Genomic DNA, 12,046 nt, shown 5'->3' with positions numbered 1-12,046 from the left:
TTGGTAGGAAAAACGCGTCTTCATGGGGATGTCCTCATGTGGCTTATGAAGACATTACTAACATCGGGGTGTACTAATCAACTGGGAGCAGGTCACCAGTTTAACGCTTAAAATTGAAAAAATGCAAAGAGAGCGAGAATCATTTTTAGAGCAGGGAGATGAACACTATAGTAAAAGGGACGCACTACGAGAAAAATTGAGAACTTATGAGCGCAAGCTTAAAAGTAGATATGAAAATAGTGCTGAAGCTTTTGTATTAAGATTTAGAGAATTAGCCGAATCATTTATTGGTTTACCGGTAGATGTGAGCTTGGATCACAAGAAAGGCTCATCTGTATCTGGATTTGGTTTGAATTTAAAAATGAATGATAAGCTAAGGTCTTCTCCAGATAAGTTATCAGAAAGCCAGCGTTTCTTTATTGATATTGCACTACGTATGGCTTTAACTGAGTTTATGTGTGAAGGACCTGCGACATTATTTATTGACACACCAGAAGGCTCATTAGATATTGCATATGAAGCGAGAGCTGGTTCTATGTTTTCTAAGTATGTTTCTGAAGGAAACTCAATCGTCATGACAGCAAACTTACGTAGCTCGCATTTAGTGCTACGCTTGGCAGCTATAGAAAAGCAAAAAAATATGCAACTTATAAGAATGACAGAATGGACTGAGCTTACGGAAGTGCAAAAAAGTGAAGAATCATTATTTATGAATGCTTATAATGAAATCGAGAGTGTGATGCATTAATTCGGAGATGTTAAAATGGATAATTTAGATATAACCCCCGAGGCATATTACGATATACTAGTGCTGATGACTGATGCTCCGACATCAGTTTTGCCACTTTCTTATATTGAAATTCATCTTTTTTCATATTTAAGCTGTGTCCTTGCCTTATCACAAGGGCAAGCAATAGAAGAGTGGGGATATAAATACTCAGTAACCACTGGTGGAATCCCCTTTTCAGTAGAACTTGATAATTGCCTAAAATATATAGAAAATACAGGTTGTATTTATCAAGATTCTAATGGCTTGTTCAATAGAAATGAAAACATTCTAGAAAATGAAATATCCATTCTCTCTGAAATAAAATCATGGGGTAATCGAAGATACTATTTAAAAGCAGCTGTTGAATGTGCCTTAGCTCTACCTATTGGCTCAATACGTGGGGCTATTAGCACATCGCCAGGAATGGATCTTAGTGTCCGACTACAGCAAAGCGCAGAATTATTAGAATCCGATGACATAGATGAGTTATATAATGAATATCAAATCATAACATCCATCCTTGGGCATGACTTTAAGGATTTACTCTCTCCTGCTGTAATGTGGTTATCTGCTAGGATTATTCAGCAGGGGGAGCATTAAGATGAATATAAAATTTAATGTGGAAAATGTAAGTGGGATTTTGCAAGCCTTATATACTCTACAGGTTGAAAAAGAGTTTGGAATTTTAGGCTCACAAAAACTTAAAGTTTTATTGAATGAAATAAATATGCTTTACCGACATATTCCAGCTGAGAGAATTACCGGTTCCCTTACTATAAAAATCAAAGTAGCAATATCCGATGATGAAGACATCATTAATGACTTCAAAGAAACATCTATTCAAAGATCATATTTTGATCTGGCAGAAAAGATAAAGTGTAACACATCAAGCCATATTATTGTTGAGATTCTTGAAAATTGTGAGTTCGTGACATTTATTTGTCAAAATGAATGTGACTGTGCAGAACTTGCGAAAAACTCTATTATTTATAAATTCATTAATTCAACTGATTATATATATGCTAAAAAATATCAGTGCCAAATCCCAAAGTTATCTCCAGTTTTAGCTAGTAATTTCTGTATTCCTACTCTTAATGGCCTTGAGGATGCTCTTGCCCTTTATAATAGTAGAGTTGCTAAATACTCTAGTTGCCCAACTTTATCTGGAGTTTGGGAGGGTGGAGTCGAAGGCCCTAGGCTTGTTTTAGTAAATAAGCCAGAGTCAATAATGAGAGATTCTTTAACTAATGCATTGAGATTATTATTAGCTCCCGATGCCGAGGTTCGACCAGAACATAACACTGATGAAACAAAACCTGTAGATATTAAAATCTCATGGATTGGTTCTAGGGCTTCAGCTCTAATTGAAATAAAATGGCTAGGGCGCTCTTTGGCTAAACCCAGAGGTGGTAATATTGGGAAAATGACTTTTACCAATTATGCTCTTCCAAGAGTACAAGAAGGCGCCTTACAGCTTGCTGATTATCTCGACAGAGAAGTAAGAAGCACTAATGCAACAGCTCACAAAGGATATTTAGTAATTTTCGACGCACGTAGAAAAAACATTCAAGGTCCGGATGATAAGTTACAATGCAATGACGCATTTCATTATGAAAATGATGAAATAAATCTGGATATTGATTATCCTAATATAAGAGATGATTACTCAAAGCCTTACAGGTTTTTCATGGCACCTAAAAAATCGCTCACAACCTAAACACACCTGCTGAATTAAAAGAAATACATTCAGCCGAAGAAAAGCGGCTGAATGTATTATCCTAGGCCAAAGGCATTTAGTTACCATAATTAACTTAACACTTTCAATCTTAAATCCTCAATCTGTATACATCGACCATTTTTAAATACAAATATATGCAATTATGAAACCTCAAAATATATCTAACTACAAATTTCCTAATCTCCCAATCCTTCTTTATTTTTACATAATCAAAAGATGTAAGAGTTTCATTACCTTATATATCAATAAATCCGTTCACTACTTCAACATCAACATACGCTCCCCATGATGTTCCGCCTTAGGGATGTTAGCCGCGCGCATGGAATTGCGTTCTTGATGGCTCATCTGCCGCTCAACCGCCTCTCTCGACCACAATCCGGACTCAATCAGCGAACTGCAAGCCATGGTCCTGAAACCATGCCTGCATACTTCCTTTTCGTGTCATAGCCCATTACTCGCAGAGCCTTGTTCAGCGTATCCTCACTCAGGGATTTACGCGGATCGTGATCACCAACAAAAATCTGCTCACGATTCCCACTCATGCTTTTGATTTATGACAAAATAGCTAGTTCCTATCGCGACAAGGGAACAAAATATGGAGCCCGCAACTTCGAACCACGCTGAAAATGTTTAACGACTTCCAGCAGTTCCTGTTCTCCCGGAATCGTCCACATGGCCGTTTCAAAATCAACTTCAGTCCAGCGGGCAAACCGTAGCTCGCTTGGAAAAATGAAAACCAACATCGTGAGTTTGACAGCCAGTCATGTTAACGGTCTGCCAGAGTAATGATCGATTCGGTGAAGTAGTTTAACAAAACAATTCAGCTCCAAAGAAGCGAGATGTTGTTTTTGCGCCCTAGCAATCACACCAGCAATCTCTTGCGCGGGGTTGTAATCGATCCGGCAAACCACATAATCGCGGTATTACGCTGCTGTAAACGGCGGCGACTTAGAGTCGACCAAATAACTCGACAACGTTGATGGGTGCAGACCTCGCGTCTTCAGTCTCACAATGTTCCGGTTGCCGATGGCATCAAAGAGATTATCTTCGAGATTTTTCAATACACGAGCGCTATGCGAAGCAGACCATTTTTGATAGCTGGCATGCCAGTCTCGGGCGATCAGCGTTACCGCCTCATGCTCATGCTCCATCTTAACGGTTTTGTTGTTCTCACTAAGATCGACACCGTTAGCTAACAGCTTACCCGTTTCGTCCCGGCTAACCCTGACATCCACCAGCGAAACTTCAGGATATTTTCCCAATGCCAGCATCTTCTCTTTGCAGCCGAGGCGATAACGAAGTCGGCAGTATTTAGAACCGTTAGGGTGAACCAGCAAAACCATACCGTCACCGTCAGTAAGTTAATAGGCTTTTGCTTCAGGCTCAGCCGAACGAACCTTCACATCACTTAGAGCCATGATGAGTATCCTTTCAAGGATTCTGTGTGGGTACAAACATTATCGAACCGCGATATACCCGCAGTTGTACCCGCATCAGTTAGTTGATGTAGATTGAATCAGGTTGACTTAGGTAGAGTGAAAAAGCGAGGAAAGCCTTGCGGATACTGGATTTCAGGCACAAAAAAAGACGTCCGTTGACGTCTATTGATGTTCCGATGGTGCCGAAGGCCGGACTCGAACATCGCAACTATCCTTATGATCTTAAGAGATTAAAATTTACCACATTGGACATAATACCATCATTGATACCATCAGTCCCGATTGATGATAATCGAACAGTATTATGAGCACCACTCATCAACTTTGCAATTGCATGTAAAGCGAGATACATAGCATTAAAAACAATATCTTTTCTCAGTTAACCTACTGAATTATTTATGTTTTAATTGATTATCACTACCTTCAAAAACGCTTCAATTACAGATTGGATCTTCAAAACACATTACCCATATGCTATGTTAGTTACACTCTTCACAACAATATGAATTAACATGCAGATTTCTAAGAAGATTTACTTTTCAGATTACAAATGTTCCTCGGCTAACAAGACTGGGATTACGATTGCTTTCTCTGAAAGTGAATATAATTTATACAATAATATAAAACATTTAAGTTCAGCCACCCTGAGGGATATGATTAACATACAATCATATGAAAAACTAGAAACAATCGCAAATGAAAAGAATGTAGGCAAGTCAACATTTATAAAAGATATTTTGGCAAAAAAATTTGTGAATCAAAAAAATGAAAAATCATTTATGCGTTTGCAATCAACCTTTAGCGGTGGCAAAGGTAGTCCAATGCATGATTGGTACCCATATTTAGAGGGTTATTCTCCCGAATTTGTGAAATGCTTGATTTCACGATTTGCTCCTAAAGCCAAAACAATTTTAGATCCATTTTGTGGCTCTGGAACAACAGCCATTGTTTCCGTTTTAGAGGGTTTAAATAATTACTATTGCGAAGTAAACCCTTTATGCCAATATATTATTGAAACTAAACTAATAGCTTTAACATTAAGCGAAGAAGAAAAAACAAAATTAGTAAAAGAACTTTATTCTATTTCTAATGAAATAACTAATGTACTCAAACCTTCTGCAACCGAGACAGATCTAGAGAAATCATTTAAATCCGTTTTTGGTAATACGAAATTTTTTGAGGATCACATATTTAAAGATATACTTAGTTATCAATGTTACATTAGCTCTATCGAAGATGAAAATCTTAAGAGACTTCTGACAATAGCAGGGATTAGATCGTTAATCCCTTCCTCGTTATTGGTAAGACGAGGTGATTTACGATTCAAGACACAAAAAGAATTAGAGAAAGGCAACCAGGGCTTTCGCTTTCATGTACAAAAAAGCTTAGAATTAATTGCCAGTGATTTATTAGACATTACGGAAGGTAGTGGTTTAGCCACCTTCTTATGTGATGATGCCAAAGAAATATCTGGGAATAACCTGATCGATGCTGTAATAACAAGCCCGCCATATTTAAATGGCACAAATTATTTTAGAAATACTAAAATTGAACTTTGGTTTATAGGGAAATTAAAGACCAAATCAGATCTAAGACATTATAGGGATTTAGCTATTACCAGTGGTATTAACGATGTAACTAAAGGTAAAAGCTTATCTTCAAATAATACTATTATCTCAGAAATACCATTATTATCTGAATGTATTAAAGAACTAAGCATAAAAGAGTATGATAGTCGTATTTCAATGATGGTTGAAAACTACTTTTGGGACATGTTCAAATTCTTATCAAAACTCCCAAAATTACTAACTAATGATGCGACTATCTGTATAGATTTAGGTGATTCTGTTTATTGTAACGTCTACATCCCTACACAAGATATTTTGAAAGAAATGATGTCAAAGTTAGGTTTTGAAGAGAACGAAAGGGTCATTCTTCGTGAACGAAAATCCCGCAATGGAACAAAGTTAGTCCAGACTGTTCAGGTTTTTAAATGAAAAATAAATATTTTAGTAAAAAATGGGAGCAATTCAAGAAAGAATTACCCCATCAATCAGGTGAAATGGTAAAGAGAAATTGGGGCCATAACTGGCACTCTATGTGTTCGTACCAAGGGAAACTTAAACCATCAATAGCTAGATCTTTAATTGATACATTCATGCCATCAAGTAAGGGACGTATATTAGATGTCTTCTCAGGTGTTGGCACCATTCCTTTCGAAGCAAGATTACTTGGTCATACTGCATATGGATTTGATATTAGTCCAGCAGCAGTTAATATTTCACGTGCAAAACTAGAAGTTATAAGTAAAAATGAAATTCAAGAGGTAATCAATAAATTATCTGATTTTATTGATCAAAACAAAAATTCAATAGATTATAACGAACATAATTTAATAAGGTTTAATGGTTCAATTGAATCCTATTTTCATCCTGAAACTTTTAAGGAAATACTGTGTGCTCGTAAATTCTTTTTAATAAAAGGTGAATTAGATGCATCTGAATCGTTAGTACAGTCATGTTTATTACATATTTTACATGGTAATCGTCCGTATGCATTGAGTAGAAAGTCCCATCCTATTACACCTTTCGCGCCCACTGGAGATTTTATATACAGTAATTTAGTTATAAAGTTAATTAAAAAGGTTGAAAGAGTCTTGCAAAATTCTGATGGTATCCCAGATACTGGCAGCAAAGTATTTTATCAGGACTCTACAAAAAGTTGGCCTGAAGAAGTAAATAATTTAGATGCAATTATAACATCACCTCCATTTTATGATAGTACCCGTTTCTATTCAGCAAATTGGATGCGATTATGGTTTTCTGGTTGGGAAAAAGATGACTTCCAAACGAAGCCAAAAGATTTTGTGGACGAAACTCAGAAAAAAAGCTTTGAAATATATGATAATATATTCAAACAATCTCAACAATGCTTAAAAAAAGATGGCGTTTTTTTAATGCACGTTGGCAAAAGTAAAAAAAGTGATATGGCAGGACAAATTGCTAAAATTGGTAGTAATTATCTTAGCCTTATAGATATATTTGACGAAAGTGTTGAACATTGCGAAAGTCACGGAATTAAAGACAAAGGCACGACAACCCATCATCAGTACCTTGTCTTTACGAAAGATTAGATAAGTTTATCGGCTTCGATAACCCAATTAGCAGAAATTTTCAAATTAGGGTTATCGAAGAAATCGAACCCTGTAACTCTCTTAATTCGATTGCGTAAATTATATACCTCATTCGGATATCTGGAAAACTTATCGACTAAACCTTCAACGAATTTAGGATTTTTTAAAATATCAATTGCTTCTGGATTAAATATTGGTGCCCCAGCCAAAACACGAGCTTCAACCCCGGTCAATCTTGAGAGTGATGCCAATTCTTGCCTTGAATAAAACTCCCCAGGCCATTTCTCTGCTTTTTCTCCATTATGTACTTTACAGAGCAATGTGGCATTATCAGTAGTCAAAGGCCATAAGTAATATACAGGCAATGTATGATCCAAATTACCCATTTTTTTCTCAGAGTTGGCTACTAAATCAGCACTTAAATCCAAACCACATTTGAAACATTTATTATCAAATCTTCTATATATCTCGTTAACATCAATTTTATTTTTAGAATCGAATTGCACATATAGTCTTCTTTTTTGAGACGCTTCTCTATGCTGCTCAGTCAATCTCGTTTGATTTTTTATAGAATTATATACATGCTTGCATAATCTACATTCGCCCTGCCTACCGGTTTTACGTCTTGAGTGTATATCAAAAGATTGCAAAGGCTTTAATAAGCCGCAAATAATACAATATTTATACTCTAATGCTTCAGCTATATAATCATCATGCAATATTGAAAACTCTCCATTTTCAATAACACGGTTTTCTGTATTATTAATTAAATTATATTCATAAATGTTAATCACCTCACCTGCTTTATGTTGAAAACCGCATTCTTCGCATTCAAACTCAAAATCAGGTGGTAAATCCTCAGTTTGAATCTGTATCATGTTACGACATTGTGGATTCAAGCATTCAAATACGCGATATCCTACATCACCTTTACCTTTAACATGTTCAGGTAAATTGAAGTTGATCCTTTCAACCCTCGTGTATGCTTGCCTTCTGCTCATCTTTAGAACCTATCAATCTATGACCAGTAGATATCATCTCTCAATGTAATTCAAATATCTAGTCTGATTACTTCTCACAGACAATCTTGATGATATCATACGATGTTATCTAATTGATTTATATGATATTTTATTGTTTGATATCAATGTTTTGTTGCCCTAGAATAGCCATATGAGAATAAGGAGAGAAAAAATGAGTGGATCTTCATTAATGATTATGTCTGTTTTTGGCTTAAAAAATATATACGGAAAAGATCCCATATATATAGTTTTTAGAACAGGTAGGCATGAAATTTTAAATGCATTTCTATCATTTGACGAGGCTCAAAATTTCTGTAATTTTCATTTAGACAAATCCCCTACAAAAACATTCCCAAAAGCAGTGCCTACTAAATCCAAATTTATACCAATAAAACTCTCCATAAAAAGCATTATCGCTATTGAGTATACCGGTAAACGGGTATATCTGAGCAAAGTTGAAATTAACTTTATAGATAATAAAATTGAGGATATTGGGATTGTGTCACATTCTAATATCGATGAAAAAAACTTACTACTTTTAAAAAATTATCTACCACTTAGAATAGAACGAGATATACTCTCTAAAAGTATAGAAAAGCCTAATATTATTAAAAAGTTATCCGTGTAGATTCTGTGCTCTGGTGATTTCTTTAATCACCTTAGTGCATCCCTCCTTTTCTTCATACCAAAAACAAACATCTTCTCCTACTCCAATATCGGTTATATATGCATATAAATTTTTTCCATAAGAAAAACTTATCATATTTCCATTTAAGCTTCTGATTTTTAATTCTGATTTAATGCTAATAACTTTACCCATTGAAAAAAAATAATCATCTGAATTTAAATTAACTTTATCCATTTTGTTTCCTTATATATTTTAACCATATAGATATACATATACACTAAATTATGGATTGTCAATTCGATATACTTATAAAAGCAAGAGCTAACTCAGCGAAGCTGAGTAGTCTTGCTTTACTTGCTCTTCGATTAGTAAAGGAAAGCAAAATATCAAATTCTTATTGGTCGCTTCGAATTCGTCAGCATTAGCTCATTTGTGATTATTGAATTGAAGTAGCCCTGATCAAGGAAATATAATAGTTGCTTCACTTCTCTTTTAGAGTTTGGCATAGTGATTTTATTATCACCATTCACATTAGTTATACCTAATTGATATCCAATCTTCTGAGCACACTCAATTAGATTTTCAATAGGCTGATCGTTTAGAATTCCAGAACTTATTATCAAAGATACTTTCTTTTTAATTGCAGAATCTGCAAACGTCATAAAATCTTCAGCATTTTCTACATGAAATATATCATTACCGATAAAGTTATCTAAATCCTCTCTAGTAGCTTCATTAAAATACTCTTCCATGTTAAAAAATCGCCGGAGCATAAAGAAACTCTTGAACAATAATTTATCACCCACAAGGATAGCAGTTAATCGATCACTAAGCGAAAAACCAGGACGAGTGGACACTGAGAATCTATTTCCAGGCTGTGTTACTACTTGGAAAAAGGATTTTTCATTATTAATTATTTGTCGTCTGTCGAAACATTGAAGCCAAACCTGAGTAGGATTACCATTCGAAGCTGGCTCACCCGTAAATAACGCTTTGAAATAATGAACTGACACATCATCGGGGTCCCAAACCGGAACAGCATCAGGCCGTTCGATTGCATTAATAATGCCTATTTCGTCATCAAATGGATTGATGGAAAATATCTCACCATCCTGAACATTATAAGATGCACAAAATTCTATTTCTTCGATATCTTCATTTATAAACTCACTCCTCTGAGTTCTAAATAGATTTTCTACTACCGTTTGTGCGGGAGCATCTATGTCAATTTTAATTATTCTAGTCGGTATTTCGCTGTCTGTAATCGCAAAAAGTTCCATATAATATCCTTATACAATCATATAGGTATGTTCAGTAAGCTTCTTTACCCTCAAACCTTTGATCTTCGCATTGGTAAGAGGTTTTGTTGACAAAAGAACAAAACTCACCCCAGTGTCATCTTCGGCTTCATAGAACTTGAATCCAAATATGATAGACAAAATTGGATTGAAACTATACGAAGACGAGTGCTTTATGTAGAAGAAAAGACTTAAATAAAAAAACAGAGCTAATCGCCAATCCATAAAAGTGGTCGGCCCAGATATAAGTGGAAACAAGTAAGTCAAGAAATAGTTGGTTATTTCCTTATCTGCCGGAGATGCCGATTCTAAGTTTTTCAATGTGACCGGATTATATTTTTGTGCTTGTTTGATTATAAAGACACAAAAAACCACACTTATGACAGCCAAAAGAATTGAGGAAACAAGAATCTTATAATTATCATTGATATAAGCTAAGAATGCCAATGTCAGGCAAACTGGGGCAACCGAACTAGCAGTCAAAGCATAGCGAGCAAATCCATTAAGCATACACCACCCACCATAACTGTATAAAAAACCAGTATACATGAAGTCCGTGGTCATAGCGATCAGCCTTAGTGCTAAATTTCATCGAACTCAATACATATTATAAAGTTCAGATTGACAAACACAATTCATTTGGTAGATGTATTTTATCATCATAATCAATATGTTAACTCGATTCACCATTTTTTTGCATAAGGAAATGCTATGGAAAAATCTAATCATGACGATCAGCATCGTGATCGATTTAGGAAAGATAAAAATCTAAGGTTATTACGCCATTTTTGTATCAGTGTGCGTTTGAATCAGGCAGAGCTTGAGCTTTTAAACAACAGAAGGGGCAAGCATAAAAAAGGGGAGTGGTTAAGATTAACCTTTTTAAATCATACCCCAACCAACATCCCGTTACTAAATGTTGAAGCTTGGAAAATGTTGTCAGACATATCGCAAAAGCTAAATCGAATTGCGAACCATATCGATGGTAAGAGCAAAGACAGCAAGCTTACTCATACAGAGCTTTTCGCAGTGAAGCGACTACTCGTAGAGCTTCGTAATAACCTTCTAAGAACTGATTTTGGGAGTATCTATCGTGAAGGGTATGCAGAAGATCAAGAGGGGTAAGAGCTTCGCTGGTGTTGTTCGTTATGCATTGCAGCCAGGAGCACATCATAAAAGCGATCCAGTCGTAATCGGGGGCAATATGCTGGGTGACTCCGCTCTTGAACTGATTGCTGAATTTGATGGCACCAAACAGCTTCGGCCAGATGCCCAGAAACCGGTATGGCACAACTCGCTTCGCTTACCAGCAGGTGAATCACTAACGTCTGAAAAATGGTCCAGTTTCGCAGATGACTATATGAAACTAATGGGATTCAGTGATACTCACCTCCGTTGCTATGTCCTACATGACGATTCTGCCGGTCAGCACATACACATTATCGCAAGCAGGATCGACCTCATTGGAGGGAAACTCTACTTGGGTAGGAACGAAAACCTCATCAGCACCCGGATCATCGGTGAACTCGAAATCGCTCATGGTCTGACAGTTACCAAGACTGCACCATCCCTCTCAAATACACAACCGAAGCGGAAAAGAATCTCTCAAAACGAACAAATGCTATCGGCTCGGACTGGTGTTCCCTCCCCTAAGGAAGCTCTCCAACAGATACTTGATAAAAGTTTGGCAGATACACCGGACCTTTTAACTTTTATCAAAAGGCTGGAAGAAGCAGAAGTCGGCTGGACGGCTAACATTGCTTCTACCGGTAAGATGAACGGCTTCTCATTCGAATACCGCGATATAGCTTTCAAAGCTTCACAGTTAGGCAAGGGTTACTCCTGGGCAAATCTTCAAAAGCAACTTAACTACAACCCCGACCACTTAGAAGCTTTACGAACCAACACACCGGCAAAAGACCACCCTGCTCCTGCTCCTGCTCCTGCTCCTGCTCCTGCTCCTGCTCCTGCTCCTGCTCCTGCTCCTGCTCCTGCTCCTGCTCCTGCTCCTGCTCCTGC

The 12,046-nt window shown here is 36.5% G+C and carries 12 protein-coding genes and 1 pseudogene; 8 read left to right on the top strand and 5 right to left on the bottom strand.

Features of this window, described 5'->3' with window-relative positions:
- The first annotated feature begins 121 nt into the window (after positions 1-121).
- From DFO52_RS22945 to DFO52_RS22935, 3 genes are read left to right on the top strand one after another with little or no spacing between them, the layout of a single operon-like run.
- Entirely contained in the window at positions 122-748 is a 627-nt protein-coding gene (locus DFO52_RS22945; RefSeq protein WP_133551267.1) for a hypothetical protein, read from the top strand.
- A gap of 15 nt (positions 749-763) precedes the next feature.
- Positions 764-1,369: a hypothetical protein gene (locus DFO52_RS22940; RefSeq protein WP_133551266.1), complete on the top strand. Its 606-nt coding sequence runs from the start codon at positions 764-766 to the stop codon at positions 1,367-1,369.
- A 1-nt stretch (position 1,370) separates the two neighbouring features.
- Positions 1,371-2,486, top strand: a complete 1,116-nt coding sequence (locus tag DFO52_RS22935) for a hypothetical protein (RefSeq protein ID WP_133551265.1) — start codon at positions 1,371-1,373, stop codon at positions 2,484-2,486.
- Positions 2,487-2,742: 256 nt separating this feature from the next.
- On the opposite strand, the pseudogene DFO52_RS22930 reads toward DFO52_RS22935, so the two are convergent.
- Positions 2,743-3,925, bottom strand: a pseudogene (locus DFO52_RS22930) (integrase arm-type DNA-binding domain-containing protein).
- Positions 3,926-4,458: 533 nt separating this feature from the next.
- Here DFO52_RS22930 and DFO52_RS22920 point away from each other — a divergent pair.
- Both DFO52_RS22920 and DFO52_RS22915 read left to right on the top strand, forming a co-directional pair.
- The gene (locus DFO52_RS22920; RefSeq protein ID WP_133551263.1) at positions 4,459-5,943 is read left to right on the top strand and encodes a DNA methyltransferase; all 1,485 of its coding nucleotides are present in this window, start codon (positions 4,459-4,461) and stop codon (positions 5,941-5,943) included.
- The gene (locus DFO52_RS22915) at positions 5,940-7,079 is read left to right on the top strand and encodes an SAM-dependent methyltransferase (protein WP_119922194.1); all 1,140 of its coding nucleotides are present in this window, start codon (positions 5,940-5,942) and stop codon (positions 7,077-7,079) included. The genes DFO52_RS22920 and DFO52_RS22915 overlap by 4 nt, the downstream gene beginning before the upstream one ends.
- Here the strand turns inward: DFO52_RS22915 and DFO52_RS22910 are convergent.
- Positions 7,076-8,080: a hypothetical protein gene (locus DFO52_RS22910; protein ID WP_023316365.1), complete on the bottom strand. Its 1,005-nt coding sequence runs from the start codon at positions 8,078-8,080 to the stop codon at positions 7,076-7,078. The genes DFO52_RS22915 and DFO52_RS22910 overlap by 4 nt on opposite strands.
- Positions 8,081-8,273: 193 nt before the next feature.
- Between DFO52_RS22910 and DFO52_RS22905 the strand changes: the two genes are divergently transcribed.
- Positions 8,274-8,729, top strand: coding sequence for a hypothetical protein (locus tag DFO52_RS22905; protein WP_133551262.1), 456 nt, complete (start codon positions 8,274-8,276; stop codon positions 8,727-8,729).
- Here the strand turns inward: DFO52_RS22905 and DFO52_RS22900 are convergent.
- The 3 genes from DFO52_RS22900 to DFO52_RS22890 all read right to left on the bottom strand — a co-directional run bounded on the left by DFO52_RS22900 (position 8,718) and on the right by DFO52_RS22890 (position 10,591).
- Entirely contained in the window at positions 8,718-8,963 is a 246-nt protein-coding gene (locus DFO52_RS22900) for a hypothetical protein (RefSeq protein ID WP_032723357.1), read from the bottom strand. The two genes, DFO52_RS22905 and DFO52_RS22900, sit on opposite strands and share 12 nt — an antisense overlap.
- Before the next feature lie 152 nt (positions 8,964-9,115).
- Entirely contained in the window at positions 9,116-10,009 is an 894-nt protein-coding gene (locus tag DFO52_RS22895; protein ID WP_022066191.1) for a Kiwa anti-phage protein KwaB-like domain-containing protein, read from the bottom strand.
- Positions 10,010-10,018: 9 nt separating this feature from the next.
- Complete coding sequence (locus DFO52_RS22890; RefSeq protein WP_226925026.1) at positions 10,019-10,591, bottom strand: hypothetical protein; 573 nt, start codon at positions 10,589-10,591, stop codon at positions 10,019-10,021.
- Positions 10,592-10,738: 147 nt separating this feature from the next.
- Between DFO52_RS22890 and DFO52_RS22885 the strand changes: the two genes are divergently transcribed.
- Positions 10,739-11,152: a hypothetical protein gene (locus DFO52_RS22885; RefSeq protein ID WP_032723354.1), complete on the top strand. Its 414-nt coding sequence runs from the start codon at positions 10,739-10,741 to the stop codon at positions 11,150-11,152.
- On the top strand, positions 11,121-12,046 hold a 926-nt coding region (locus tag DFO52_RS22880), incomplete at its 3' end, for a relaxase/mobilization nuclease domain-containing protein (RefSeq protein ID WP_133551261.1). The genes DFO52_RS22885 and DFO52_RS22880, both read left to right, overlap by 32 nt.

It is taken from the genome of Enterobacter sp. AG326 (genome assembly GCF_004362415.1).
In the GTDB taxonomy this organism is placed as follows: Bacteria; Pseudomonadota; Gammaproteobacteria; order Enterobacterales; family Enterobacteriaceae; genus Enterobacter; species Enterobacter asburiae.
The sequence above is the reverse complement of the archived record's forward strand: the minus strand, read 5'-3'. Positions and strand labels throughout refer to the sequence as shown.

Excerpts from the sequence above, each read along its gene's own strand:
- DFO52_RS22895 (WP_022066191.1), bottom strand. The coding sequence starts at position 10,009 with ATGGAACTTTTTGCGATTACAGACAGCGAAATACCGACTAGAATAATT.
- DFO52_RS22900 (WP_032723357.1), bottom strand. The coding sequence starts at position 8,963 with ATGGATAAAGTTAATTTAAATTCAGATGATTATTTTTTTTCAATGGGT.
- DFO52_RS22885 (WP_032723354.1), top strand. The coding sequence starts at position 10,739 with ATGGAAAAATCTAATCATGACGATCAGCATCGTGATCGATTTAGGAAA.
- DFO52_RS22905 (WP_133551262.1), top strand. The coding sequence starts at position 8,274 with ATGAGTGGATCTTCATTAATGATTATGTCTGTTTTTGGCTTAAAAAAT.
- DFO52_RS22890 (WP_226925026.1), bottom strand. The coding sequence starts at position 10,591 with ATGACCACGGACTTCATGTATACTGGTTTTTTATACAGTTATGGTGGG.
- DFO52_RS22945 (WP_133551267.1), top strand. The coding sequence starts at position 122 with ATGCAAAGAGAGCGAGAATCATTTTTAGAGCAGGGAGATGAACACTAT.
- DFO52_RS22915 (WP_119922194.1), top strand. The coding sequence starts at position 5,940 with ATGAAAAATAAATATTTTAGTAAAAAATGGGAGCAATTCAAGAAAGAA.
- DFO52_RS22920 (WP_133551263.1), top strand. The coding sequence starts at position 4,459 with ATGCAGATTTCTAAGAAGATTTACTTTTCAGATTACAAATGTTCCTCG.
- DFO52_RS22940 (WP_133551266.1), top strand. The coding sequence starts at position 764 with ATGGATAATTTAGATATAACCCCCGAGGCATATTACGATATACTAGTG.
- DFO52_RS22910 (WP_023316365.1), bottom strand. The coding sequence starts at position 8,080 with ATGAGCAGAAGGCAAGCATACACGAGGGTTGAAAGGATCAACTTCAAT.
- DFO52_RS22935 (WP_133551265.1), top strand. The coding sequence starts at position 1,371 with ATGAATATAAAATTTAATGTGGAAAATGTAAGTGGGATTTTGCAAGCC.